We start from the raw sequence: 25,148 nt of genomic DNA on the forward strand, positions 1-25,148 counted from the left end.
TGCGCGGGGTTCAGGCGTGGCTTGCGCCGTCTTCTGGGAACACCGTTGCGGTGTCGCCCAGCTGCAGCGCGAGCGCGGTGGCCTGGGCGGCGTCTTCGAGGTTGAGGGCGCGCCGGTACGCCATCTCGACAGTGTCAGCCACGACGGAGCAGCCGTGGTGCTGCATCACCACGCAGTCGTGCTGCCGCAGCTGCTCGGCGGCGGTGTCGGCGAGCTCGTCGGTGCCGTTGTGGAAGAACGGGGTGACGCCGATGGGGCCGAGGTAGTAGGCGTGGTCGAGGGTGAGGCGGCGAATGTCGTGGCCCAGGCTGGCGAGCACAACCGCGGTGCGCGGGTGCAGGTGCAGCACGCACTCCACGTCGGGCCGTGCCCGGTAGGCGCGGTGGTGCAGTTTCCACTCGCTCGACGGCTTCACACCGCTCGCCGAAGGCGCGCCGGTTTCGTCGTCGTCGAGGCTGAGTTCGACGAAGTCGGCTGCGGTGAGCTTGTCGAACCAGACGCCGCTGCCTGAGACGAGAAAACGGTCATCGGCGATGCGCACCGACAGGTTGCCTGCGCTTGCGAGCACGAGGCCCCGAGCTGCGGCGTCGCGGCCCACTTCGATCAGCTCCTGCACCAGCCGGTCACGGTCTCGCGTTGTAGTCATGCTCTCCACCGTACTCGCTCCCCGCGCTCAGACCGCGCCGGTCAGCTCCCGATGCGTGGTGAGGGCCTGCTGGTCGGTGAGCGACGCCACGTAGTCAAGGATCGCCCGCGTGCGGCCCTGGCGACGCAGGCCCGCATCGCTGGTGTCGCCTGAGAGCAGATCGGGACGTTCCCGCCGCAGTTCGAAGGAGGCCGCAACGGCGTCGTCAACCCATTCCAGCAGGCGACGGGGTGCCCGCGGGGCGTCGATAGGGTCGGCAAGCCAGGCGTCGAAACCGAGGGCGAGGTCTGCGATGACGCGAGCCTGCCCGCGCTGAGGCTGCCCCAGTTCGGGGCGTTCGAGCACGAAGTGGGCGTGCACGAATTTGAGCACCATCACTTCGTGCCAGGCCTGCTGGTCGAGGCGCACGTAGCCGCTGCGCACGTGTGGTCGTTCTTCAACGACGATGGAGGTGCGCAGGTGTTCGATCCAGCGGCGGGTGAAGTCGGAGACGGCGCGTTCGCTGTCGATGCCGCCGTCGTAGGGCACTTCGAGGAGTGCGTCGCCCACTTCGGCGCTGACGCGGCGCACGGCGGCGGTGAAGGCTTCGCGATCCGCGATCCACGCGTCTTTGAGGGCGAGGCGCCGCCAGAGTTGTTCGAGGGCGTGGCCTGGCACGCGCAGTGCGCCTGAGCCGGCGAGCTCTTCGGGGGCCATGTGCGCGAAGCGGCTGAGGTCGGCGAGCCAGGCGCGGAACTCGCCCGCAACGGCGGCCTGCTGCAGCACCCCGGCCCGCGTGAAGTCGTCGAGGTCGTGCACGGCGTAGGCGATATCGTCGGCGAGGTCCATGACGGCGCATTCGACGGTTTGCATGCCTGCTGAGATGTGCGGGAATGCGGCGAGCGCGGTTTCCATTTCGCGTGCGTCGAGCGCGTAGGCGGAGAACTTCTCGGCGCCGTGCGCGGCGTCTGCGCCGACGCCGCGGGGGCGCTCTGCGACGGGTCGCTGGGCTTCGGTGACGCCGATCCAGGAGGCGCGTGTCCAGGGGTACTTGAGGGTGGCGGCGCGGGTGGCGGCGGTGAGGTTGAGGCCGGGGAAGTCGCGGCCGAGGGTGTCGAGCTGCGTGAGGATGCGGAAGCTCTGGGCGTTGCCTTCAAAGCCTTCGGCAAGGCCGAGGCGTTCGCGGGCGACGCGGTCGAGCACGCGTTCGCCGAGGTGCCCGAATGGCGGGTGCCCGAGGTCGTGGGCGTGGGCTGCGGCTTGGGCGACGACGGTGTCGCAACCGCCGAGGCGGGCGATGATCGCACCAGTGGGATCGTCGTCGCGTTCGCCGCGGAGGTGTGCGCGGTGCCGGGCCTCGTGCCCTGCGAGCTGCGCGGCGATGACGCGCGCGACGGCGCTCACCTTCAGCGAGTGCGTGAGGCGGTTGTGCATTACGGGGCCCACGCCTGATCGCGGCACGACTTGGGTGACGTCGGAGAGCCGCGCGAAGTAGGAAGAGAAGCGGATCCGCTCAAGGTCGATGCGGTACTCCTGTGCGCCTGCGAGTTCGGGGCGTGCGGCGTCGGTGGGGGCGACCGCGTCGCCTTCTTGCACGACGTAGACGCCGCTATCGCCGGCGCCGTCGCCAGCGCCGTCTCCGATGCCCGCCGATCGGTGCTGCGACGAGACGTGTTCGACGTGCTGTCGCGCTTCCCGAGTGCTGTCCTCAGTCATGCCCCCATTCAAGCATCAGCGAGCGCCCTGCGGCTGACCTGGGCGGGCGCACTGGAAATCGTTGCTCGCGGCGCTGTAGCCTTCGAAGCGGAGCCGTGTTCCCGCGCCGGCGGGATCTTGTGACGCGCCCCGATAGTCGAGGAGAGAGCCCATGAGCGAGCAGGTCGGCATCGTCTGGAATCCGTCGAAGGTTGAGGGCGAAAGGCTGCGTGAAGCCTGCGAGCGCGCGCTTGCTGAGGTGTTCGAGTCGCCGCAGGATCGCCCGGAGTGCGTGTGGTTCGAGACCACCGAGGAGGATCCGGGGCAGGGTGCTGCGGCTGCGGCGCTCGATGCGGGCTGCTCGCTGGTGATCGCCGCGGGTGGGGATGGCACGGTTCGGGCGGTTGCTGAGCAGCTCGGGGGTTCGGGATCGCCGGCTGCCGATCTGGGTGTGGTGCCGTTGGGCACCGGCAACCTGCTCGCTCGCAACCTGGGGATTCCGCTCGGCAACCCGCGGGCCGCGTTTGTGCGGGCGTTCACGGGCACCGGGGCACCGCTCGATCTGGGTGAGGTGCGTGTGACGCGGGCCGCGGCTGGCACAGACTCCGCCAAGGCTGCTGGAGTGTCCGGTGCGGATGTCGAGCCTGAGCGTCACGGTTTCGTGGTGATGGTGGGGTTCGGCATCGACGCGCAGATGATCGTGGAGACCGATGACGAGTTGAAGGCGAAGACGGGTTGGCTCGCCTACGTGGAGTCGCTGGGGCGGGCGGCCACGGGCGCTGAGGTGGTTGAGCTGTCGTTGCAGCTTGACGATGCGCCCCCGGTGGTCGAGAGCGCGCACACGGTGCTGGTGGCGAATTGCGGCAGCATTCAGGGCGGCTTCACGCTGCTTCCCGATGCGGCTCCCGATGATGGCGAGCTCGATCTGCTGGTGCTGCGCGCCGATAATGCGGCGGCCTGGCTCGACACGATGAAGAACATGGTGTGGGATAACGGGCTAGTGCGCCTCATCCGCGGGGGCTCTGCGGCGAGTTCTGCGTCGACAGCGCATCTGCGGGCCCGTAATGTTCGGGTGGAGCTGCCTCAGGCACTCGCGTTCGAGGTCGATGGTGACGATGTCGGTGAGGTTTCGTCGTTCGAGGTGCGGATCCTGCCCGCAGCACTGCGGGTGCGCTGAGCGTTCGCGATCCGCCACTCTCAGCCTGTTCCCCAGCGACTCCGAGCTTCCTCATCGGCGCGGCTGCGAGGGTGGGGTTATCTCAACCGTCAACCCGCAGCGCAGAGGAGCCCCCGTGCAGAGATCTCAGAAGGTGCTCATTGGTGCCGGTGCGGGGGTGCTGGCTCTGGCTGTGGCCGCTTCGGTGGCCGGTCCCATCGTGTACCGTGACTTCATCGCCCCGCCTGCGGCTGAGGCGCCGAGCCTCAGCAGCGATGGCGACATGCTCGATCCGGTGGGCGACGCGCTCGACCCAGCCGCACTGGTGGGCGAGTGGCGGGTGGCGCAGGGTTCGAAGGCCGGGTATCGCGTTGATGAGGTGTTGAACGGCACCGATGTGACGGTGACGGGGCGCACTGGTGAGGTGACGGGCTCGTTCACGATCGGCGCTGATGGCCTCACTTTGGAGCGTGCCGAGATCACGGTTGATGTGGCGTCGATCAGCACTGACAGCGCGCAGCGCGACGCCTATTTCCGCGACCAGGCGTTGCGCACCGCGGAGCACCCCACTGCAACCTTCACCCTCACGCAGCCGGTCACGCTCGACGCGGCTCCAGCGGCTGGGGCTGTGGTGCAGACGCGGGCGATGGGGGATCTCACGATCACCGGGGTGACGCGCAGCGTCACCGCAGAGGTGCAGTTGCGCGGTTCGGCGAATGCCGACGGCAGTGGCACGGTCGCCGAGATCGCGGGCACGATTCCGATCACATTCGCAGATTTCGGTGTGGAGGCGCCGAGTTTGGGGTTCGTGCGGGTGGAGCCCCAGGGCTTCGTCGAGTTCCAGCTCACCGCAGAGCAGGGCTGACGGCGCCCCGGGCCCGCGCCCGCGCTCATCGAGTCGGCCCGTTCGTATCGAGTCGGCCCACGATTCACGCAAAATCCAGGCCGACTCGATACGAATAGGGCGACTCAACGACAGGCGCGGGACACGCACCTACCCGTCGGCGAGGTCTTGCGCCGATTTGGGGAGTTTGCGCACGCGGGCACGGCGACGCCGGCGCTCCGGGATCATCGACCGCATCTCTTCAAGCTTGCCGAAGCACAACAGCCGGTCTTCGGCTTCGAGCACGACGTGCTTGCGGGGGTTAGGGATGACCTGCACACCGCGGTGCAGGGTGAGCACGGTGATGTCGCGGTCCCACAGCCCGAGTTCGCCAAGGGTTTTGCCCACGTGCTCTGAGCCGTGCATGGTGAGCTCGGCAACGCCGTAGCCCGTCGACACGGAAAGCCGCTGCCGCACATCGATTTCGGGGAAGTCGACCTGTCCGGCGATGTAGTCGATGATGGCCCCCGCCACGTCGAGGCCGGTGGCCTGTTCGATGCCTTGCAGGCCGGGTGACGAGTTGACCTCCATCACGAGCGGGCCTTCTTCGCCTTCGAGCATGTCGACGCCTGCGACGCGCAGACCCATGATCTGGGCGGCGCGCACTGCGGTCTGCTCGTAAGCGGGGTCGAGTTGCACGGGTTCGACGGTGCCGCCGCGGTGCACGTTCGACCTGAACTCGTCGCCGCTGGCGCGGCGGCGCATGGCGGCGACAACGCGGTCGCCCACGACGAGCGCGCGCACGTCGCGGCCGCGGCTTTCGGCTACGAAGCGTTGGATGAGCACGTTCTGGCGGGTGGAGTGCAGGGTTTCAATGATGGCTTCGGCCACTTTTACCTGCGGCGCAAGGATCACGCCGATGCCCTGTGTGCCTTCGAGCAGTTTGATGACCACGGGTGCGCCGCCCACGCTCTCGATGGCGGGGCGCACGTCGGCTCGGTTGCGCACGAAAGCGGTGGCAGGCATGTCGATGTTGTGGCGGGAGAGAATTTGGATGGCCCGCAGTTTGTCACGCGCGTTGGAGATGCCGCCTGCGGTGTTGGGGGTGTAGACGTCCATCTGCTCGAATTGGCGCACGACGGCGGTGCCGAAGTAGGTGATGGAACTGCCGATGCGGGGCAGGATGGCGTCGTAGTCGCTGAGCTGTTTGCCTCGGTAGAGCAGGTCGGGTTCTTCGCCTGCGAGGTCGATCGAGAAGCGCAGTGTGTTGAGCACTCTGACTTTATGTCCGCGCTCTTCGGCTGCTGTTTGCAGTCGCTGCGTCGAGTACGCCTGCGGGGCGCGCGAAAGAATCGCGAGTTTCACCGTGATTTCCTGCCAAGATAGATGCGTGACCGTACCCGACTATTCAAGCACTCTCACGGGCTGGCGTGAATGGGTGTCGCTGCCCGATATCGGTGTGCCGTGGATCAAGGCGAAGGTTGATACGGGCGCTCAGACCTCTGCGTTGCATGCGACGGAGATCGAGGAGTTTGAACGCGACGGCGCGTCGTGGGTGCGGTTCTTGGTGCAGCCGTGGCAGCTGACCGAAGAGGATGCTGTGGCGGTTGAGCTGCCGGTGCATGATCGCCGCACGGTGCGCAGCTCTTCTGGGCATGCTCAGTTGCGCCCTGTGGTGCTTGTGGAGATCGGTTTGGCGGGCCGCAAGATCGAGGCTGAGGTGACGCTGACGGATCGCGAGGAGATGGTGTTCCGCATGCTGATCGGCCGTGAGGCGTTGCGGCAGGGCTTTGTGGTTGATTCGGCGGCGTCGTTTTTGGGTGGTCGCCCGTCGCGCGAGATCCGCCGCCGCAATCGCGGCAGTGTGTAGCCGCAACACAGGGCTCGGCATTCGGGGGCGGATCGCGCCTGCGACGCCCGGCCCGGCGGCGGGCGCGATCCGCAGCCGAGGCACCCGAGGCACCTGACGCAGCTGACGCAGCTGTTGCCGCGTGGGCCTGCACCATACTGGGGAGCATGAGTTCTGCCCCTCCTGCGGTCTCGGCCGCCGCCACGCGCCCTGCTGCCCGCCCGCGGGTGCGCTATATCGGCATCGATCTGGCTCGTTTCATCGCCATTGTGGGCATGATGGCGGCGCACCTGCTCACCGTGAACCGGTTCATCCCGACCGCTTCGGAGTTCGACCGGGGGCTGGCCGACGGCGCTGAGGTGGTCACGAACGGCACCGCGGCTGCGCTGTTTGCGTTGTTGGGTGGGCTGAGCATGGTGTTCGCCACTCGCAGGTTGCTGCGCGAGGGCCGCACAGGCTCGGCCATCGGCGCAATCATGGTGCGCGGCGTGGTGCTGATCGTGATCGGCCTGCTGCTGGGCCTCATCGAGAACGGGATCGTGGTGGTGCTCGCCTATTACGGCGTTGCCATGATCTTGGTGGCTCCGTTCATCGCAGCGCCGGGTTGGGTGCTTGCCTCGGTTGCGACGGTGTTGGGTCTTGGTGGTGCCTGGTTCAACGCGGTGGTGCGCCGCTCGTTGGAGGTGGTGGTCGAGGGCAAGTCGGTGTCGTTCGAGCTGTTGTTCACCGATCCGGTGGGGGCATTGCGGGCGTTGTTGTTGACGGGCGAGTATCCGGCGATCACCTGGTGCGTGTATTTGCTGGTCGGTGTTTTGGTGGGTCGAGCCCTGGTCTCGGCGACGGGCCGGGGCGCGCTAGGTCGCGCCGCGGCGGTGTTGGGGGCTGCGGGTGTTGCGCTGACGGTGTTCGCCCAGCTGGTGTCGAATTGGGCGCTCGCGAATCTCTCGGTGATCGGGGTGGGCTCGGGCGCACCATTCGACGAGACGCTGGCTGAGCAGCTGATGGCGTGGAATTTCGGTGCACCGCCATTCGATCTGCCTGGGGTGCAGCTGCTTGCGATTCCGCACTCGGGCACGGTGTTCGATCTGCTGCGCACGATCGGCATTTCCTTCGCGGTGATCGGGGTGCTGGTGTGGTTGTGCGATCGTGAGGGTGTGGCGGGGCGTGCTCCGGGCCGTGTGCTGGGGGTGCTGCGCGCGACGGGTGCGGCACCGCTCACCGTTTACACCTTGCACATCATCGTGTCGGGTCTGCTGATGGGCCCGTATCGGGATCCCGAGGTGATGATGCAGGGGATGCCGTGGTGGGCGCAGGGGCCTGCGGCGTTTGCGTTGCAGCTGGGCGGGGCGCTGCTGCTGGGCGCGTTTCTCGCAGCGTCGAAGCGCCGTGGCCCGCTTGAGGCGCTGCTGTCCCGTATTGTGGGGCTGGTCATTCGCTGATTTGGGGGCTGCGCGGGCGGTCGCGGGCTTTTCGGGTGGCGGATCGCTGCGCGTGATCGTGGCCCGAGTGTGACGCTGCTTTACTCGTCGGCTCGCGCCGTCGCGTTGCGGGGCGGCAGCATGGGGGCATGACCGAAGCCGACTGTCGTTCCAGCGTTGCCCCCGCCGGGGTGCTTGCCGCGCAGGCCGACCCCAGCGGGGTGCCGTTCGCTGAGCTCGATCCCGCGCTGCTGCGTGCGCAGCGCTCGAGCATCAAGTGGACGCGTTTCCCTGAGGAGGTGCTGCCGCTCTTCGTGGCTGAGATGGATTTCGCCGTGGCGCCTGAGATTCGCGCCGCGCTTGCGGCCCGCATTGAGGCCTCTGATATCGGCTATCTCGACTCTCCCGGCCCGCTGGCACCCGCGTTCGCGAGTTTCGCACGCAAACGTTGGGGGTGGGAGGTGCCGCACGATCACGTGCATCTCGCCACCGATGTCGCTACGGGTGTGGTGGAGTCGTTGCGCGTGTTTCGGCCTGCGGGGGGCCGCATCGCGGTGCCCACGCCCGTCTACCCCGGCTTTTTCGAGATGCTGGAGGAGGTGCCCTTCGAGGTCATCGAGATTGCGCTCGACACGGCGCGTGAGCCGCGGCTCGACCTCGCCGCGATCGAGCGCGTCTTTGCCGAGGGCCCGGGCGTTGACGCTTTTCTGCTCTGCAACCCGCACAACCCCCACGGTCTCGCGCACCGTGCCGAAGATCTTGCCGAGCTGGCACGGCTTGCCGCCGCGCACGATGTGTTCGTCGTCTCCGACGAGATCCATGCGCCGCTCGTGTTCGAGGGTGAGGCCTTCACCCCGTTCGCCCCGCTCGCGGCGGCTGCGGGCGCGCTTTCGGTGACTACCACTTCGGCCAGCAAGGGCTGGAACCTGGCGGGCGCGAAGTGCGCGGTGATCGTCGCGGCCGATGCGCGCGCGAACGAGGTGCTGCGCTGTCTCCCGCCTGAGACGGTCACCCGTGCCAGCATTCTGGGCTTGCACGCCGGGGTTGCTGCGTTCTCGGAGGCTACCGCCTGGCTTGACCGAGCGATTGCGCTGATCGAGCACAACGAACAGCTGCTCAGCGAGCTGGTGGCCGAGCAGCTGCCGGGGGTGCGGCTCACGCGGCCCCGCGCCGGCTATCTTGCCTGGCTCGATTTCCGTGGGGCTGGCCTCGGTGACGACCCATACGCGCGCATTCTCAGCGAGGCGCGGGTCGCCCTCAACGATGGCCGCCACTTCGGCACCGGCGGGGCCGGCCATGTGCGCCTCAATCTGGCCTGCGCCCCGAACACGATCCGGGATGCTGTTGCACGCATCGCGACGATTCTGCCTCACCCATCGAAGGAGTCCCGATGACCCAGCAGACCGCGCAGCCGATCTACGACTGGCAGGGCTTCGGTTTCGACACCCGCCAGGTGCACGCCGGCGAGTATCCCGATAAGAACAGCGGTCTCCGCGTTCCCCCGATCGCGCTTTCGGCGGGCTACCTTTTCGATGATTTCGACGATCAGGTCAACCGCTTCAATGGCAGCATTCACTGGCGGGCTGAGGATCACGCGGGGCATGACGCCGCGAACGGCTTCTCGGTGAGTGAGCATGCACCGATCTACTCTCGCCAGGGCAATCCCACGAACTGGGTGGCTGAGGAGCGGCTTGCGTCGCTTGAGGGCGGCACGGTGTCGGTGGCGGTCGCGAGCGGGCAGGCGGCTATCTCGGCGGCGCTGTTCGCGCTCGCGCAGCAGGGCGACCACATCGTTTCGACGGGTTCGATCTACGGCGGCACTCGTATTCTGTTCGGCCGCAGTTTCAAACGCTTCGGCATCGACTTCGACTACGTGTGGGATGCGGCCGACGATGCCGAGTGGGAGCGCGCGATCCGCCCCAATACGAAAGCGATCTATACCGAGACGATTCCCAACCCTCGCAACGACATCACTGATCTGCGCCGCATCGCCGAGGTCGCCGCGCGCTATAACCTGCCGGTGGTAGTCGATAACACGGTGGGCACGCCCGCGCTGATTCGCCCCTTCGAGCACGGCGCCAACATTGTGGTGCACTCGACCACGAAGTTTCTCACGGGGCACGGCGCCGCGGTGGGCGGTGCCGTGGTCGATGGCGGCAATTTCGATTGGGAGGCCGCAGAGCGGGCGGGGCGCGGCTACCCGCTCATCACGCAGTCGTCGCGGCCGGGGGTTGCGTCAATGCTTGATCGTTTTGGCCGTGGTGCATATGCGCGGGCGGTGCGCGAGTCGGTGGTGAACGATATCGGCCCGACGATGTCGCCGCTGCACGGGTTTTTGTTGCATCAGGGCATGGAGACGCTGTCGCTGCGCATGGAACGCCATGTTGATTCGTCGCTGCGCATCGCGGCCTGGTTGAAGCAGCAGCCCGAGGTGCTTTCGGTGGACTATGCAGGGTTGCCGTCGAACCCGCTGCACGGGCTCGCAGTGCGCGATTATGGCGCCGATGCGGCGGGCCACGGTCGCACGGGATCGGTGTTCGGGGTGACGGTGCGGGGCGGCATCGACGGGGCGCGCGCCTTCGTCAACGGGGTGCGCGTGTTCTCACGCATGACGGGCATCGGCGACACCCGTTCGATGATTCTGCACCCGCTCACCTCGACGCACGGCACCTTTTCACCCGAGATCAACGATCGGCTCGGCATCACGCCGGGCCTGCTGCGGCTCTCCGTGGGCCTCGAGTCTGCCGACGATCTCATCCGCGATCTGCGGGGCGCGCTCGACAGAGTTGCTGCGCGGTAGCGTTGCGGGCCGATCCGCCCGCTGCGTGTGTCAGGGGCGGATCTGGGCCTCAGCACGGCCCGGCCTATGGCGCCGGGGTGGTGGCTTTCCAGCGCGGTTTGCCGTCGGGGCCGACGGTGAGCACTTCACCGGGCTGGCCGGTTTTGCCGTCGGCGTCGATGAAGCGGTCGATCACTTCGAGCTCGCGCGCGCGGATGCGGTCGAAGGCCCCGGTGATGCGGTTGAACTTCAGCACGCTCGGATCGCTCCACACGGTCTGGGTGCCATCCCACACGAGCAGCTGCCCGTCGCTCTGGCCCATCTTTACCGTCGTGGGCTGGTTAGGGCAGGAACCCGACAGCTTGATGTAGGCGTTACCCTCGGAGGTGGCGGGCAGCACGACGACGTTTTGCAGTGAGCTGTCGGGGCTGAGAAGCTTGATCTCGCTCGCACCCACATAGACCTTGCCGTCATTCTGAGTCACGTCGATTCTGTAGTACCTGTAGTTTGCTGGTTGCGAGAGCACAAACTGTTTGGTGTCACTGAGTTGCGCGGCCCAGGTCACCCCGCTTCGGGTGTCGAGGGTGGTCCATGACCCTGCCGCCCCGGTATCGGAGCCTTGGAAGGTGAAGCTGCGCGGAGCGTAGGCTCCCGGGTCAGACGTCTCAAAGCGGAGCGAATAGTTGTATGCCGCCACCTGCCGCTTTTGCGGGAGACCGATCTGCACCCATCCAGTCTTCACGTTGACGGCTGTGCTCCAGTCTGTCTTGAAATTTCGATCGAAGGCCCGCCAAGAATCCAGCCCGGAGCTCATCGAAGACGTGCTCGCGGTGTACCCCGTTGGAAGCGCATTCGAGCTCAGCGCTGGAGTCACAACGGCCTGCCCCGCACCTGGGGCTGGGGCAGTGTTCAGCGTGATGCCGGTCATCGTCTCGAATTTGTCGTTCGGGAGCATGGGGTAGTCGGCGCGGGTGACGGGTTGCCCGTTGGCGCGCAACCAGACCTGGCCGTGCTGGTCGGTGTAGCTGAGGCCGGTCTGGTTGAAGTAGCCGGTGTCGCCGATCGCGGGGCAAGAGGAGGCGGGTGCCGTCTGGTCGTCGACGCAGGCGAACGCGGCGCCCGACCACTGCAGCTTCTCGTAGGCCCCGCAGGTGGGCACGTCGAGGCTGAAGGTGTTGCCGTTTGCGGCATCGAGTTTGAGGCCGGCGCCCGCCCGGTAGGTGGTGTCGGCGTCGCCGATGGTCACCGTGCCGCCTCCGCCGGAGAGGGAGAGTTCGCGGGTGCCGGTGTTCCAGGAGAGGGTTTGCGCAGTGCCGGCCGCGGTTTCGTCGTTGGCGCAGGCGAAGCCCGGCACGCGCCCGTCGGGGTTGTTCACCGCGTTGAACACGAGCTTGTTCTTCGCCCCGCCCGGCTGCGAGGTGGCGGGGCAGTCGGTCATGTCGATCGCGAAGGTGTTCGTGGTGGCATCGAGGGCGAGCCCGGTGCCGGCTTTGTACACCGCATCGGCCGGGGTGGCCGGATCCACCCAGGTGAGCTTGCCGCCCACCACACCGAGCACCTGCCCGTTCTTTCCTACTGCGCCGCCAACGTCAAGAATCATCTCGGCGTGCAACTGCTGCGCGAACAGTTTGCCCGCCCCGGCATCGAACTTCACCAGCTTTGGATCGGTCCACACCGTCTTCGTGCCATCCCAGAACAGCATCTGCCCCGGGGCGGTGCCCGCCTCAACCAGCGTCGGCTGCCCCGGGCAACCCTCTGACACCTTCATGAACGGGTTGCCGGCACCCCTACCATCCCCGGGGTCGGTGGCTCGAGCAGGCATCACCACAACGTTCTTACGCGAGGCGTCAGCATCAAGAATGAAAAAGCTCGACACAACGCTGTACTTGTTCAGCGCATCGCCTTGCCGTACCTCTTTCGGGGAGAACCGGAAGAACTTGAAGGCCGCTGTAGGCGCAAAATCTACGGCCTTCCACACACCGAACGCCGCCTCTGACCAGGCATCAGTCGTGTTCTGGACATGAATCGGCACCCAAGTAGTGCCGTCAACGCTGCCTTGGAAGTCCCATCGAGACGGATACGCCTTGTAGCCCGGCGAGGGTTGGCGGCTCTGCATCACAAACCCACTGATGGATCGAGGCTCAGGAACTTCCAGCTGGAACCAGCTATTTGTCTGCTGCTGATACGCCGAAGCCCACATGGTCCCGCCATCATGATCTTGACGATGATCGAATTGGACCACGCTAGTCGCGCTGTACGGGTTCTGATTGAGCACCCTGAATGGCGAAGGAGTTGTCAGGCTTGTCATCGCTGGGAACACGATCCCTCGCCCGGGCGACGCGCTTCCACCCGATATCTGCGTGCCGCTCATCACAGTGAAGGCAGAATCCGGGAGCAAGGGGTACGCGGCTCGGGTGACTGGCGCACCGTTCGCGCGCACCCACACCTGCCCGGACGCATCCGTGTATTCGTAACCGCGCCCGTCTGCAGCGCGCACCCCCTCCTGTGGGAAGTAGCGCACGTCGCCCGGCACCGGGCAGGTTGACGGGGGCAATGTCAGGTCTTCAACGCAGGTGAACTTCTTCTGGCCAGCATCCCACTGCAGTTTTTGGGAGGCGGTGCAGGTGGGCACGTCGAGGCCGATGGTGCGGGAGCTTGCGGAATCCTGCTCGATTTTGAGCCCGGCACCGGCTTCGACGGCTTTGGTGACACCCGCGGGCGGGTTGGCCCACACGAGCTTGCCGTTCACAATCGTGAGCACCTGGCCCTCGGCGCCGGTGACACCGTTGGCGTCGCGCAGTTTCGAGGCCGCGCCGAAGGTGAGCTCATCGCCCACCTGCAGCTTGTTGGCAAAGAGGCCCGTGGTGGGGTCGAACTTCACCATCGAGGTGTCGGTCCACTCCGTCTTGCCCGAGGTCTGGTTCCAGAACAGCATCTGGCCGTCAGCCGAACCGGTACGCACCGTCGTCGGCTGGTCAGGGCAGTTCCCCGACACCTTGATGAACGCGTTGCCCGTGCCGTGCCCATCACCAGGATCGGTGGCTCGAGCAGGCAACACGACTAGATTGGCACGAGCATTGTCAGCGTCGAACAGGTATACGGTGCCGAGCCCGACGCGCCTACCTGTCGAGTTCACCGAGAGCCGAAACTTGTTGTAGCTGCCAGTGTCAGCGATAGGAAACAGTGTCCCATTCCAGCTTGAAACCGCGAGACTAGTGGGAGGCCACTGCGCATAGATGCTGTTCCAGGTTCCAAGCTGCACCAGTCCGTTCGTACCGCTCTGCCCATCGACACGCAGAGAGTATGGAAGGTAGTTCTGAATTGAGACATATGGACTCGAGATCTTGATCGAGCTAATCCGTCGAGCCTCAGGCAGTTGAACCTCAAGCCATCCTGAGGAGGATGCAGAAGCTAGCTGGGAATACCAGCTCCCTAGGAGTGGCCGCCCAAAGGGATACACCGGAGAAACTGGATCAGAGTTCCCACCCTCTGTGCTTGATGCCTGCGCGCTGTAGCCATTGGGCAATGCCCCGTTTGTTATTGAGGGCGTAACGAGCGCACGCCCAACAGGGTCACCTAAGGCGACAGCACCTCCGGTCACCTCATCGAATCTCTGGAATTGAGAGTCGCTCAGTGCGGCATAGCCACCACGATTCACTGGTGCACCGTTCGCACTGACCCACACCTGACCGTACGCATCCGTGTACTCGTAGCCGCGCCCGTCCCCGGCGCGCACTCCGTTCTGGGGAAAGTAGCGCACGTCGCCCGGCACCGGGCACGACGAGGCTGGCTGGGTCTGATCCGGCACGCAGGCGAAGGTCGTACCGGTCCAGGTGAGCACCTCACCGGCGGCGCACGCTTTAGGGATGTCGACGCCGAGAGCGTTGCCGTTTGCGGTGTCGAGTTTGAGGCCTGCGCCCGCGCGATACGTGGTGTCGTTGTCGGCGATGGTGACCTTGTTGCCGCTCGCGCCGATCTGCAGGGTGCGGTCACCCGCGTTCCAGATGAGGTTGGGGATTGCTCCGCTGCCGCCGGTCTGGTCGGTGCCGCATGCAAAGCCGGTGCCGTTCCACACCACTTTCGCGTCGGCGGCGGCGCAGCCCGCCGTGTTGATGTTGAGGTGGAACGCGTTGGAGGCATCGAGGGCGAGGCCGGTGCCCGCCGAGTAGGTGGTGTTCAGGTCGGCGGCGCAGGCCCAGACCCCACCAGCCTGAGCTTTGAGAACTTCACCGGGCTGGCAGGGGGCCAGCGAGAGGCGGTTGCCTGTCAGCTGCAGCGGGGCGTCGACCTCCACAGCGACACCCGCACCGGGGTCGCCCTTGTCTCCCTTGTCACCTTTGAGGCCCTGGTCGCCTCGGTCACCCTTCACACCCGGGGTGCCCTGATCGCCCTGGTCACCTTTCGCGCCGGGGTCGCCCTTCGCACCGCGCAGCGAGTTCAGAAAGTCTTGCGGGGTGCCCGAGTTGCCCGCGTCAAGCCACACCTCGTAGGCCGACTTTCCCGCAGCACCAGCAGCCCCGTCCTTACCCGCGGCACCGTCCTTGCCATCAACGCCGTCTTTGCCGTCGATGCCGTCCTTGCCAGCAGCACCGTCTTGACCGGCAACACCATCTCTACCGTCAACGCCATCTCGGCCATTGACGCCGTCCCTACCCGCAGCGCCATCCTTACCAGCGGCACCATCCTTGCCATCAACGCCGTCTTTGCCGTTGAGGCCGTTCGTGCCGGCAGCGCCGTCTTTCCCCGCGGGACCGATCAGCGAGCGCAGAAAGTCGTCGATGCTGCCGGTATTGCCCGCGTCAAGCCAGATCTCATACGCTGAGAGGCCGTTCTTGCCGTCAACCCCGGGCAAGCCATGCAGCCAGTCAAGAAAATCACGCTCACTGCCCGTGTGCCCGTTGTCGAGCCAGATGTCGTAGGCCGAAGCCCCCGCTGCACCATCACGACCGTTCACACCGTCACGACCATTCGCGCCATTCACACCATCACGGCCGTTGGTGCCATTCACGCCATCACGACCAGCCACGCCATCGCGACCATTCGTGCCATTCACGCCATCGCGGCCGTTCAGGCCGTCACGACCATTCGACCCCGGCGCACCATCGCGACCGTTCGGCCCGTTGGCACCGGCTGCACCATCACGCCCTTTCGAGCCGTTGGCGCCGTTCACGCCATCACGACCGTTCGACCCATCTGCGCCGTTCACACCGTCACGACCGTTGGCACCGCTCGCACCCGTAGCGCCGCCAATGCCCGCAACGCCATCGCGGTCGGCCGATCCGCCACCCCCAACAGCACCATCACGGCCCGCAACCCCCGCAGCACCGCCAAGATCAGCCGTCACATCCCCATCACGCAGCAGCGCCGCGACCAGACGATCCACATCGCCCGACGCGCCCAGCAGGGCAACATCTTGCCGCACATCAAGATAGCTTGCGGCCTCAGCATCAGGCGCGCACCCTACCCGCTGCGCCTCACCCAAACGATCACTGCCGATCAGACGACCCCACCAGCCACTCGCAAACGCAGGCACCACATACGCGCACGTCGTTACCGCAAACGGGCGCGCCGCCACCACTCGCTCACTCACCCGATCGCTGTCGCTGCGCGCACACCACGCCCACCCCGCACGACCACCGCTCGTATCCACACACGCCTCAACGTGCACATCACGCTCACGCCACGGCACCGGCGGCACCCACGAAAACTCCAAGGTCTCGCCCACCACCGACGCCTCACCAGGCACCGTATACAACAGGCGCCCTTCACCCGGCTCAGCGTCATACGCGCGCAACGTGACAGGCAACTGCGAAGCCTTCAGCACCCCAGCAGGGGCATCCACCGCCAGCGTCAGGCGGGCATCGCCCAAGGAGACCGCCACGAACGCCCCGCCACCGATCAACAGCAGCACCAGCAGCACCGCGAGCGCGAACGGCCCGCGGCGACGCCGAGCAGCGGTCTCATCCCGGGCGTCATCGCCCCAGGACTCCCCCGCCGCAGCCACGCCACTCTCCATCACGCGCACCCGACCCCCTCAGTCCGAAGCAATACGCCAGAGACAGATTACCCGAAGGGAGCACACCGAAACTTCACAACTAAGAGAGCGCGTCAATAGCCCCTAGAGAGAGTTGAGCTGGTTCCGAAACGATTAGGCCCCGATCGCGACTCGCTCTGCGTGATCAGGCCGTAGGTGGATGTTCCAATATCATCGGAGAAGACCTATACCTCTCGTTTAGAAGGGCACCAATGACGAAGGCCAAGAATCTCAAGCGAACGGTCCAGTACTGGAGATTGGTCGATGCCCGGGACGGCTCGCTAGTTGATGAAGTGGATTGGGAGATTGTTCTGGGAAAGCTCCAGGGCACTCGTCACACTTTCGACATTGAGGGTCGAGAACATGCAGGAACAATTGTTCCGCTTGAAGTGCTGGAAGAATGGCGCGAGCACTTGGACCTTTCGGGCATACCTGACGCCCGAAAAGTCCAGAATTCCGATCTCATTCGCGGAGTGGTTCTTGCGGCAGACAAGGACTATGTGCCAAACCAGGAAGAGGAAAACTCGGGCGCTCAGAAGCCGATGGGTTTGGCTGGTCGCGGCTGGAACCCTGTCGATAATCTCTTCATTTGGCATCTCCCGTTTGGGAACATGATCGGCGTGCTTGCTGAATCTACGTCGTCTTCCCGGGCTGGAAAGTACGCGAACTGGCTGACGCGAGCTACTAAAGACCAGTACAAGGATGATCCAGACTTTGCGTGGGAGGCGCGTCCTGTCATTGATCAGTCGAGGGCGAATCTCCTTCGGAAAGCGAAAGGGCTCAAGTCGTTCGCTTACGCTGGTGAGGTTGGCGAAGGCGTCCACGAAGCAACGGGGGCTCGCGCAATATTTGGTGGACCGGGGAAGAAGCAACCGACCGCGATCCGAATTGAGGTTAAGGCCTCGCTCGTTCGCGGGAAGACAGATGCACATGAGGACGAGCTTGTTCTCTTGGATTGGTTCACGCAGACGTTTGGATCGCTTGAGGGGAACGTAACCAAGGCCCAGGTCGCTCTCCCGCCGTCTCAAGACATCCCCGCCTCAGAGGTTGATTTGCTTCACCACAGACTGACTAGAAAGACCCAGGTGCCGCTCGAAACTGGCGCGACGAGAGCGTTCACTTCAATGTCGGCGGTTGGCGCTATCGTCAAAGCATTCGGAATCGACAGAGCCGACCTGCTCAAGCTTCGACACAACACTGACTAGGAGTGAAGATGGTTGATCGCGCATCCAAAGTACAGCTCGTGATCATCCTCGTTGTCGCGGTGGTTCTGGTCGGAGCATTCGGTTTCCTGCTGACGTGGGCAATTTCTGAAGTTTCTGATGCGAGATTGGAAGCTGGGCTTACGAATGTCGCCACAATTGGCGGTATCGTAAGCGGCCTTTCGCTCAGTGGAACTGCCGTTCTCGCGCTGAGCGGTCGATACACGGCAAAAGTCGTGGGCAAATACGGTTCCGTCATTCGAGTCATCCTGTTTGGGGGATTCTCTGTCCTTGTAGCCGCATCCCTACTTTGTGCGGTATCTGTGCTCTGGGTTGATCAGGCATGGACGCGAGCGGTTCTCGGTTATACCGTCCCGCTCATGCTCCTGACTCTCATCGCCACCGCTCTCCTCATCAACAGTGCCTTTGCCTGGAATGAGCCGCAGCGTCCCAAGACCAAGCCAAGTCCCTACGCCGACACAACCCCGTCGGAGCCATCAATGACACATTGAAGCGACCGTCGAGCGTTCCTAGTCAATACACCCTTCTGAGTCCCGAAGTCCTTTCAACTCGCGTAGCGCGCGCCGCCTCTCCTCCGGAGTGATCTGAGCGGCAAGAGCGTTATAGTCAGCGGTCGCCTTTTTGTAAGCCCGCTCCTGGCAATCGGCCGTGGCCAGGTCGGCCAGGTCGCGCATCGTCTCGGCATGCTCTTCGTTGATGTAGCGTGCGACGGCTTCGGCGTCGAACCGCCTACTTTGTTCGCTCTGCTCAGGCTCCACGGCCGCTCTTTCGCGCCCGATTGCGCTCAGAAGCAGCTCGGCTGGCCTGCGCCAGGCCACTGATCCGGTAATGCAGCGCCGGATAGTTGAGAAGGAACGTGGAGAGGACCTGCGCGTCGGCGTATTCGCGGTGACGCTGGGCCAGGTCCTCCGGCAGGCACACTCCGCTCGCTGCTTCTGCGTGGGTTTTGCCCGTGAAGATCACGTCCATAACCAAGGGGAAGGCCTCCCGGTCACCGAGAGCCAGGAATTCCCGCTCCGCTCCGCCCAGCGCCCGGTTGATGATGAGGCTGGCCTCGGCCCACATGGCATTGCGATAGAACACCACGTCCTCCAGCTCCGAGCGCCCCATACCCAGGGCATCAAGGACCGGCCAGGTGGGACGGGCAAGTTTCGCGAGGATGGACTCGGTGAAGTCGGGAGCTTGGGAAGGATGCACAGTCACTGCCCCTGGCTCGCGGGCGGAGCGGGATACTGCGCGGGCACCGGCTGTTGGTAGTAGACCGGGCGGGGTTTCGCCGCCCGCTTTGCCGCGAAGAAGGCGTTGGGCGCAGGTAGCCAGATCAGCACCGCGCCTGCGGCGGTAAGCAGAATCTGCAGCAGGGGCAAGACGCCCAGGATCAGCATGGCCAGGAGCAGGAAGATCGACATCCCCGACAGGATCGTGGCGATCAGTCGGGCGACGTTGCTGCCGCGGAGCACGAAGATCGTCACGAGCACGTAGCCGATAAGCCCGATCAGGCCCGCGAAGATCACCGCCCCGAACCAGGGTGCCTGCATCTGTCCCACGACCCGGTCCATATTGCCGTAGAGCTGGCCGGTGATCGGGTCGGCCTGCATGTAGGCCTGCGCGGCGAGCCGGGACTCGTTATTGGCCTTGACTACCGAGGCGATGGGGCCGATCAGCGCGAGCAGGCCAGCGACACCCCAGAGGATTCCGGCGGTGAGGACCGTGCCGGGCAGCCCGGCGAACGCGCTATGGGGCCGGGGCGGCGGGGTGTAGGCGGGCGGCGAGTAGACGGGTTGTTGCTCGGACACGGGACCTCCGGTTTGTTGGAAGTCCCAGCGCACTATTCCAAGTCCCTGAGCAGGTCGGCCGGGGTGACACCGAGAGCATCTGCCAGCCCGAAGAGTGTGGTCGCTCGGGGATTGGACGGCGGGCCGTCCTCCCGCGCCGATCCCCGACCCGCCTCCAGGAGCTGGACCTGGTTCTTGGTGATCCCGGCTCGATAGGCCAGGGCTTCTTGGGTGGTGTTCTGATCCTTCCGAAGTTGCTTGATTCTCATCCCGAGTTCAAGCGCAGAGTTTTTCGTCCAGACCACACATCGAGCGTCGCCCGAAAACCATGTTTACTCGACCCTATATACCGGGATTCAATTCAAGTTTGGCACGCACGGAAGGCCGATGCAAGCTATGAACTGGCCCCCTCGGCCTTCGTTTTCATCATCACGCGAACTTCGGTATCGCCTACTCCCTCGTACCAGGCAAGCAAGCGCACAATTTCAGATTCACGAATCATGATTGCTCCACCGGTGGGCGCCCTCTCTGAAATGACTTCTTCGCGTTCGATCCACTTGTAGAGCGAGGATCGCGAAACATGCGGCGAGAGGAGGCGAATTGCTTCAGCTACCGATATGGCCTTGTCTCCCATATAAAACCCCTGTTCATATCGAATTTATCTACTTCTATAGCGTAGCTTCGCGTCTAGCTCCGAAACAGCGTGGCTGGATTAACTGGACGATTAGGAAGTTTGGTACGATCGAGAAATAGTCATAGCTTCACGCTGATTGATCGCTTGCCAGCGCAGAACAGTGCGATCCCGACCCTGAAATGGAGCCAGGGCAACGGAATCTCGGCTCTGCCCAAAGCGGGTATTCCGGAAGCGATGAACTGACGCTCGCTTCGTTTTAGACCGGCAACGCGTTCGACGGTCAGACTCCAGTCGGAATGACTGGAGCTTTGCCATGCCTGCTGTGCGAGTAGATATTGAACGGGCGCTATGGGCGGAATTCTCTGCTCACATTCCCGAGCATGTCAGTAATCATCGCTACGGCGGGCATCGTCCTCGAATCTCCAACTACATCGTGTTCAGGAAGCTCCTAGAGGTGCTCGCTTTCGGTATTTCTTACGCGAGCGCCGCCGACCACCTCGTCTCCGCGAGCACGCTTCGCAGGAGAAGAGATGAATGGATCGAGGCCGGCATCTTCAAGCGCGTGGAGCAGGCGGCCCTTGACGCCTATGAGAAGGTGGTCGGCCTGGACCTGGAGAACATCAGCGTAGATGGTTGCCTGGTCAAAGCCCCTTGGGGTGGGAAGGAGTTCTCTGGACCCAACCCCGTGGACCGGGGCAAACCGGGGATGAAGCGCTCGCTCATGGTGGATGGCAACGGCATTCCGCTGGGCGTCATTCTGGCCCCGGCGAACCGCCATGACAGTCCTCTTCTGCGCCCAACTCTCGAATGCCTGAGGCGTTTTGGCTTCGACCTGCCGGAAAAGATCACGGTTCACCTTGATGCTGGCTATGACTCACGAGTGACGCGCGATCTACTGGACGAATTGGGCTGTGATCATCAGATCAGCAAGAAAGGCCTCCCACTTCAGGCAGGTCGACGCTGGGTCGTTGAGCGCACCCACGCCTGGCACAACAGTTTCGGCAAGCTCCTACGGATGACCGAGCGGCACCTTGCCTCAGCCGATGCATGGGTGTGCTTGGCTAACGCGATCATCGTAATTCGCAGAATCATCGGCGAAGCGTGGAAGACCCACCGATGGGCCCGCCGCCCGAGGCGACCAGTGAGTGGCAAATAGACTCGAATGAGTAGCGTGAAGTCAAGACGAGTGCGCTTCAGTCGCTCCAAGCGACCGGGGAAGCATGCCGTCCGGTCGCGCCACGCGAAGCCCAAGAATCGCATCGTCGCGCTGCTTCACTTCACGTTGCCCTCTGTGGGACGAGTTGCGCGAAGCCTAATTGCCCAGTTAATTGTCGCCTTGGTGAGTAGTGGATTGTTCGCGATCTTTCTGCGGCACTAGCACCGACACCGCTCAGCCGTGGATGATTCGCAGGCGCGTTTTTCGCCAGTGCGCTTGCCCGAAGCCTCCTTCTAGTGATCCTGATCTTGGCTGGCGAGCCTCAAAGTGAAGTAATTTGGATCTCTTGCCATGAGGAATGGTCGTGCATCTGGATTGCCCAATGGTGGTGAAAGCCACGCCCACACGAGAAATGATGAACCTGACAACTCGTCAACCGATTTGCTCCGCGTCCGCGTAAGGGTTAGATCGATTACCTCACGACTGAGCCGGACACTTGGAAGACCTTTAGCAGTATGCAGCCAGGCCCCTCCATCGGTAGTGGGCTCGCAGAAGATCACCGTTCCCCAGTAGAGTCGCTTCCGTTTCACGCTTGCGTCTCTAATCTGGTTCAGTTCAACGCAGTAATCGCGGACGGTTGTTTCGGCGTCTTCAAGCTTCAATCGTTCGTCGCTCGCCGCGAAAGCTTCATCCCTGAGCAGGCGGCGCAGAAGGCGATTCATTTGAATCGAGCCAATAGTGCGCTCACCGCCTTCGAGCCTGGCGAAGCGCCGCGCCTTACCCGTGTGGCTTTCTGCGTCGGGATCATGCTCGAACCGGTCAGCTGATTCATGCGTCACACGATCCGGGACGATACGCAGGATACCGTCGAGCGCTTCACGCCGAGCTGCAGCGAAAAGGTCAGCTGACTCGCGGTCACCTGTCTGTTGCGTGGCGAACTCGCACCCAGTGACGTGAGGCCTGGCGCCAAAGAAAAACGAGTTTCCATTCGATCTCTTGGCCGTGAAATAGGCAGGTGCGTCGCATCCGTCGCAAGCAAGCCTTCGACGATACCTCGCGATAACTGAAGCGGGTAGCCGCCCAAACTCCTGTGCACTAAAGAGACGGTTGTCATCTAAGTATCTCGCGACGTCCATGAGAGCAGATTAAGAGTTGAATCCAGTTACTGGCAACCCCGGGAATTCCGGCTGCTAGATCGTATCGATTTGGAGTTCATGCCCGGGTATTTACGAGGCGCCGCGAAGGGCTATTGACGCGACCTCTAAGCTTTTTCACCCTAATCGTTAAAGCATCAGGCGGGCATGGTCAGTGCTGCGCGCATCGAGGTCACCCGTGTGGCCGTTATTCGGGCGCGCAAAAGGCCACACGCGTGACCTCGATGCGTGTGGGTGGGGCGGGGTGTGTACGGGAGCGGCGCGCGGGCGCGCGGGCCGCGCAGCGCCCGCAGCGCGCGCCTACACGCCGCGGGCGGCGGCGCGAGCAGCCTCGACGGCCTCCGAGCTTGCGGCATACTGATGCTCGGCCGCGGGGAACGCCCCCGAACGCACCTCATCGGCATACGCACCGATCGCGGCAACCGTATCGGGCCCGATCGTGCCGTACGTCTTCACAAACTTCGCCGTGCGCCCCTCGGTCACGCCCAGCAGATCATGCAGCACCAGCACCTGCCCGTCAGCCGGGCCAGCCCCGATACCGATGATCGGAATCTCAAGCGTCTCACGCAGCACCGCAGTCACCTCAGACGGCACCGCCTCAACCACCACGCAGAACGCGCCAGCCCGCTGGGCCCCCACAGCCTCCTCGATCACGCGCGCCGCGCTCGCCTCGGTGCGACCCTGAGCGCGCAAGCCGCCCAGCGCCGTCGCCGTCTGTGGCGTCAACCCCACATGCGCCACCACCGGGATGCCCGCAGCAACAATCGCACTGATACGGCTCAGCTGCGCAGCCCCGCCGCCCTCAAGCTTCACCGCGTCGGCACCGGCCTCCTTCACGAAGCGCACCGCAGTTGCAACCGCCTGCGCATCGCTCTGCTCCGTCGAACCGAACGGCACATCGCACACCAGAAACGGGGTGCTGGTGCCACGACGCACAGCCTTCGCGAGCGTCAGCATCTCATCGATCGTCACCTCGGCGGTCGTCGGATAGCCCAGCACCACCTGGGCACCCGAGTCACCCACGAGCACCATGTCAACGCTGGCCTGCTCCGCGGCGCGCGCACCGGGGTAGTCGTAGGCCGTCACCATCACAATGGGGTCGCCAGTGCTCTTACGCTCGATCAAACTCGGGATCGTCACCTTGGGCATCTCAGCACTCCCTACCGCTGCTCGGGCCCGGCACCCAGCAGCACGTTATCGATGAGCCGCACCTCGCCAACGCGCGCGGCGATAGCGCAGAGCGTCGCGCCGGTCACCCGAGGCACTGCCTCCAGCGTATCTGGATCAACGAGCGCAAGATACTCGGCCGTCACACCACTCTGCGCGAGCACCGCCACACCCCGCTCAATGAGGGCGGTCGCATCGGTCACACCAGAACTCACAGTCTCAGAGACCTCGGCAAGCGCGCGCGGAATCGCAAGCGCCTTCGACCGCTGCTCAGCGCTGAGCCGCGTATTCCGGCTCGACCGCGCCAGGCCGTCATCGTCACGCGAAATCGGGCAGGCCACGATCCGCACCGGAAGACCCAGATCAGCAACCATACGGCGCACCACCACCACCTGCTGCGCATCTTTCTGCCCGAAATAGGCGGCATCCGGGGCGGCGGCAATCAGCAACTTCGACACCACCGTCGCAACACCGTCGAAGTGGGCGGGCCCGCGCCCAGCCCCCTCAAGCGTTTCGGTGATGGCGCCCCCCACATGCACCGTCGTCGCGAAACCAGCGGGGTACAGCTCCGCCGCCTCCGGGGCGAACACCAGATCGACACCGGCGCTCTCGGCAAGTTCCGCATCACGATCCTCCTGCCGCGGATACGCGGCAAGATCCGCAGCCTCAGTGAACTGCGTCGGATTGACGAAAATCGACATCACCACGTAGCCGTGCTCGGCCCGCGCGGCCCGCACCAAGGAAAGATGCCCTTCATGCAGCGCCCCCATCGTGGGAATCAGTGCAATCGACGCGCCGGCACCCCTCGCCGCAGCAATTGCTTCGCGCAGCTCGCTCAAAGTGCGAACGATCTTCATGCTGGGGTCTCCTTGTCTGCAGGCAGTGCGGCATTCGGTGACGCGATCTCTGGTTCATGCTGCGCAGGCACCTCGGGGTGGCGGATCGCGGGCGCCGAGGCAAGCCGACGCGTCTCCGCAGCGAGCGCATCAAACAGCGGCAGCCGATCCGCCATCCGCTCAGCCACCGCCGCACGCTGCCGCTGCACGGTACCCTCATCACCGCGAGCAATCGGCCCCGTCAACGCCGCAGCAGCACCCCGCTCACCCCAATTGCGCAACGCCGCCTCCGCAAGCGGCCGCAACGCATCACGCGGCACCCCCGCACCAGCAGCAAGCTCCTCAGCAAACCCCTCAAGCGCAACCAAAAAATTCGAGGCGATCGACGCCGCCGCGTGATACGCCGCGCGATCCGCCCCCCGCACCCGAAACGTGCGCAACCCCAACGCGCCAGCCACACGCTGCGCAACCGCCAACGCCCCCTCATCAGAGGCGTCAATGGCCGCGTGCGCGCCAGAGAACGACGTGCCAGCACCCAACACCGTCAACAGCGGATGCAACGAAAAGGCGGCATGCGGTCGCAACACCTCAAGACCCGTCGCCCCTGAACAATGCCCCACCACAGGGCCAGCAACCACCAGCGCCGCAGCCTCAGCAATCGCCGCATCAGGCACCGCCAACAGCACCACATCGACAGGCCGACCATCAGGGCCCACCCCATCAGCACCCCGCCCAGCAAGCGGCAGCACCTCAAGATCAGAGCCCGCCAGCGCATGCGCCAACGCCGCGCCCACCCGGCCGCGCCCAACGAGCTGCACGCGCAT

Annotated in this window: 22 protein-coding genes; 9 read left to right on the forward strand and 13 right to left on the reverse strand. The window is 64.6% G+C overall.

The genetic code is table 11. The features are described 5' to 3' along the window. Positions 1–10: 10 nt before the first annotated feature. Positions 11–646 carry a class II aldolase/adducin family protein gene (locus tag WFI54_RS11255; protein ID WP_336652887.1) on the reverse strand — a complete coding sequence of 212 codons (636 nt, stop codon included), beginning with the start codon at positions 644–646 and terminating at the stop codon, positions 11–13. Between the two features lie 27 nt (positions 647–673). Continuing rightward, complete coding sequence (locus WFI54_RS11260; RefSeq protein ID WP_336652888.1) at positions 674–2,341, reverse strand: deoxyguanosinetriphosphate triphosphohydrolase family protein; 1,668 nt, start codon at positions 2,339–2,341, stop codon at positions 674–676. Between the two features lie 151 nt (positions 2,342–2,492). Here WFI54_RS11260 and WFI54_RS11265 point away from each other — a divergent pair, with 151 nt between their 5' ends. Next, entirely contained in the window at positions 2,493–3,497 is a 1,005-nt protein-coding gene (locus WFI54_RS11265) for a diacylglycerol/lipid kinase family protein (RefSeq protein ID WP_336652889.1), read from the forward strand. Positions 3,498–3,612: 115 nt separating this feature from the next. Beyond that, positions 3,613–4,341, forward strand: a complete 729-nt coding sequence (locus WFI54_RS11270; RefSeq protein ID WP_336652890.1) for a YceI family protein — start codon at positions 3,613–3,615, stop codon at positions 4,339–4,341. A 129-nt stretch (positions 4,342–4,470) separates the two neighbouring features. On the opposite strand, the gene WFI54_RS11275 is transcribed toward WFI54_RS11270, so the two are convergent. Beyond that, the gene (locus WFI54_RS11275) at positions 4,471–5,664 is read right to left on the reverse strand and encodes a RimK family alpha-L-glutamate ligase (protein WP_336652891.1); all 1,194 of its coding nucleotides are present in this window, start codon (positions 5,662–5,664) and stop codon (positions 4,471–4,473) included. Positions 5,665–5,689: 25 nt separating this feature from the next. Here WFI54_RS11275 and WFI54_RS11280 point away from each other — a divergent pair, with 25 nt between their 5' ends. The 4 genes from WFI54_RS11280 (at position 5,690) to WFI54_RS11295 (ending at position 10,366) form a co-directional block, all read left to right on the forward strand. Next, the gene (locus tag WFI54_RS11280; RefSeq protein ID WP_336652892.1) at positions 5,690–6,169 is read left to right on the forward strand and encodes an ATP-dependent zinc protease family protein; all 480 of its coding nucleotides are present in this window, start codon (positions 5,690–5,692) and stop codon (positions 6,167–6,169) included. Between the two features lie 146 nt (positions 6,170–6,315). Further along, positions 6,316–7,587: a heparan-alpha-glucosaminide N-acetyltransferase domain-containing protein gene (locus WFI54_RS11285; RefSeq protein ID WP_336652893.1), complete on the forward strand. Its 1,272-nt coding sequence runs from the start codon at positions 6,316–6,318 to the stop codon at positions 7,585–7,587. Between the two features lie 128 nt (positions 7,588–7,715). After that, on the forward strand, positions 7,716–8,960 hold the full coding sequence (locus tag WFI54_RS11290) for a MalY/PatB family protein (protein ID WP_336652894.1): 1,245 nt from the start codon (positions 7,716–7,718) through the stop codon (positions 8,958–8,960). Next, positions 8,957–10,366, forward strand: a complete 1,410-nt coding sequence (locus tag WFI54_RS11295; protein WP_336652895.1) for an O-acetylhomoserine aminocarboxypropyltransferase/cysteine synthase family protein — start codon at positions 8,957–8,959, stop codon at positions 10,364–10,366. Before WFI54_RS11290 ends, WFI54_RS11295 begins: the two co-directional genes overlap by 4 nt. 64 nt (positions 10,367–10,430) lie before the next feature. Here the strand turns inward: WFI54_RS11295 and WFI54_RS11300 are convergent, their stop codons facing one another. Continuing rightward, positions 10,431–16,361 carry a discoidin domain-containing protein gene (locus WFI54_RS11300; RefSeq protein WP_336652896.1) on the reverse strand — a complete coding sequence of 1,977 codons (5,931 nt, stop codon included), beginning with the start codon at positions 16,359–16,361 and terminating at the stop codon, positions 10,431–10,433. A 230-nt stretch (positions 16,362–16,591) separates the two neighbouring features. Here WFI54_RS11300 and WFI54_RS11305 point away from each other — a divergent pair, with 230 nt between their 5' ends. Both WFI54_RS11305 and WFI54_RS11310 read left to right on the forward strand, forming a co-directional pair. Continuing rightward, positions 16,592–17,584, forward strand: a complete 993-nt coding sequence (locus WFI54_RS11305; protein ID WP_336652897.1) for a hypothetical protein — start codon at positions 16,592–16,594, stop codon at positions 17,582–17,584. An 8-nt stretch (positions 17,585–17,592) separates the two neighbouring features. Next, a complete protein-coding gene (locus tag WFI54_RS11310) occupies positions 17,593–18,093 on the forward strand; it encodes a hypothetical protein (protein WP_336652898.1) in 501 nt (166 codons plus the stop codon). An 18-nt stretch (positions 18,094–18,111) separates the two neighbouring features. Here WFI54_RS11310 and WFI54_RS11315 read toward each other — a convergent pair whose 3' ends face one another. The 5 genes from WFI54_RS11315 to WFI54_RS11330 form a co-directional block, all read right to left on the reverse strand. Beyond that, complete coding sequence (locus WFI54_RS11315; protein WP_336652899.1) at positions 18,112–18,360, reverse strand: hypothetical protein; 249 nt, start codon at positions 18,358–18,360, stop codon at positions 18,112–18,114. Next, entirely contained in the window at positions 18,350–18,805 is a 456-nt protein-coding gene (locus WFI54_RS11320; RefSeq protein WP_336652900.1) for a hypothetical protein, read from the reverse strand. Before WFI54_RS11320 ends, WFI54_RS11315 begins: the two co-directional genes overlap by 11 nt. Continuing rightward, positions 18,802–19,398 carry a hypothetical protein gene (locus WFI54_RS11325; RefSeq protein ID WP_336652901.1) on the reverse strand — a complete coding sequence of 199 codons (597 nt, stop codon included), beginning with the start codon at positions 19,396–19,398 and terminating at the stop codon, positions 18,802–18,804. Before WFI54_RS11325 ends, WFI54_RS11320 begins: the two co-directional genes overlap by 4 nt. Before the next feature lie 32 nt (positions 19,399–19,430). Next, positions 19,431–19,646 (reverse strand): helix-turn-helix domain-containing protein, encoded by a 216-nt coding sequence (locus WFI54_RS12755; protein WP_442918600.1) that lies wholly within the window; start codon positions 19,644–19,646, stop codon positions 19,431–19,433. 125 nt (positions 19,647–19,771) lie between these two features. Beyond that, on the reverse strand, positions 19,772–20,011 hold the full coding sequence (locus WFI54_RS11330; RefSeq protein ID WP_336652902.1) for a hypothetical protein: 240 nt from the start codon (positions 20,009–20,011) through the stop codon (positions 19,772–19,774). Positions 20,012–20,324: 313 nt separating this feature from the next. Between WFI54_RS11330 and WFI54_RS11335 the strand changes: the two genes are divergently transcribed. Then, entirely contained in the window at positions 20,325–21,167 is an 843-nt protein-coding gene (locus WFI54_RS11335) for an IS5 family transposase (RefSeq protein WP_336652903.1), read from the forward strand. 293 nt (positions 21,168–21,460) lie between these two features. Here the strand turns inward: WFI54_RS11335 and WFI54_RS11340 are convergent, their stop codons facing one another. The 4 genes from WFI54_RS11340 to WFI54_RS11355 all read right to left on the reverse strand — a co-directional run bounded on the left by WFI54_RS11340 (position 21,461) and on the right by WFI54_RS11355 (position 25,148). Then, a complete protein-coding gene (locus WFI54_RS11340; protein WP_336652904.1) occupies positions 21,461–22,303 on the reverse strand; it encodes a hypothetical protein in 843 nt (280 codons plus the stop codon). Between the two features lie 318 nt (positions 22,304–22,621). Beyond that, the gene (gene panB, locus WFI54_RS11345; RefSeq protein ID WP_336652905.1) at positions 22,622–23,470 is read right to left on the reverse strand and encodes a 3-methyl-2-oxobutanoate hydroxymethyltransferase; all 849 of its coding nucleotides are present in this window, start codon (positions 23,468–23,470) and stop codon (positions 22,622–22,624) included. Between the two features lie 11 nt (positions 23,471–23,481). Next, positions 23,482–24,345 (reverse strand): pantoate--beta-alanine ligase, encoded by an 864-nt coding sequence (panC, locus tag WFI54_RS11350; protein WP_336652906.1) that lies wholly within the window; start codon positions 24,343–24,345, stop codon positions 23,482–23,484. Further along, on the reverse strand, positions 24,342–25,148 hold the full coding sequence (locus tag WFI54_RS11355) for a DUF2520 domain-containing protein (RefSeq protein ID WP_336652907.1): 807 nt from the start codon (positions 25,146–25,148) through the stop codon (positions 24,342–24,344). Before WFI54_RS11355 ends, panC begins: the two co-directional genes overlap by 4 nt.

The sequence above is a fragment of the Leucobacter sp. MMO-125 genome (assembly GCF_037148395.1).
GTDB lineage: Bacteria > Actinomycetota > Actinomycetes > Actinomycetales > Microbacteriaceae > Leucobacter.

Bases quoted from the DNA above. Each gene is read 5' to 3' on its own strand.
- WFI54_RS11335 (WP_336652903.1), top strand. From the start codon at position 20,325: ATGCCTGCTGTGCGAGTAGATATTGAACGGGCGCTATGGGCGGAATTC.
- WFI54_RS11295 (WP_336652895.1), top strand. From the start codon at position 8,957: ATGACCCAGCAGACCGCGCAGCCGATCTACGACTGGCAGGGCTTCGGT.
- WFI54_RS11305 (WP_336652897.1), top strand. From the start codon at position 16,592: ATGACGAAGGCCAAGAATCTCAAGCGAACGGTCCAGTACTGGAGATTG.
- WFI54_RS11300 (WP_336652896.1), bottom strand. From the start codon at position 16,361: ATGGAGAGTGGCGTGGCTGCGGCGGGGGAGTCCTGGGGCGATGACGCC.
- WFI54_RS11290 (WP_336652894.1), top strand. From the start codon at position 7,716: ATGACCGAAGCCGACTGTCGTTCCAGCGTTGCCCCCGCCGGGGTGCTT.
- WFI54_RS11285 (WP_336652893.1), top strand. From the start codon at position 6,316: ATGAGTTCTGCCCCTCCTGCGGTCTCGGCCGCCGCCACGCGCCCTGCT.
- WFI54_RS11355 (WP_336652907.1), bottom strand. From the start codon at position 25,148: ATGCGCGTGCAGCTCGTTGGGCGCGGCCGGGTGGGCGCGGCGTTGGCG.
- WFI54_RS12755 (WP_442918600.1), bottom strand. From the start codon at position 19,646: ATGAGAATCAAGCAACTTCGGAAGGATCAGAACACCACCCAAGAAGCC.
- panC (WP_336652906.1), bottom strand. From the start codon at position 24,345: ATGAAGATCGTTCGCACTTTGAGCGAGCTGCGCGAAGCAATTGCTGCG.
- WFI54_RS11260 (WP_336652888.1), bottom strand. From the start codon at position 2,341: ATGACTGAGGACAGCACTCGGGAAGCGCGACAGCACGTCGAACACGTC.
- WFI54_RS11330 (WP_336652902.1), bottom strand. From the start codon at position 20,011: ATGGGAGACAAGGCCATATCGGTAGCTGAAGCAATTCGCCTCCTCTCG.
- panB (WP_336652905.1), bottom strand. From the start codon at position 23,470: ATGCCCAAGGTGACGATCCCGAGTTTGATCGAGCGTAAGAGCACTGGC.
- WFI54_RS11255 (WP_336652887.1), bottom strand. From the start codon at position 646: ATGACTACAACGCGAGACCGTGACCGGCTGGTGCAGGAGCTGATCGAA.
- WFI54_RS11340 (WP_336652904.1), bottom strand. From the start codon at position 22,303: ATGGACGTCGCGAGATACTTAGATGACAACCGTCTCTTTAGTGCACAG.
- WFI54_RS11265 (WP_336652889.1), top strand. From the start codon at position 2,493: ATGAGCGAGCAGGTCGGCATCGTCTGGAATCCGTCGAAGGTTGAGGGC.
- WFI54_RS11310 (WP_336652898.1), top strand. From the start codon at position 17,593: ATGGTTGATCGCGCATCCAAAGTACAGCTCGTGATCATCCTCGTTGTC.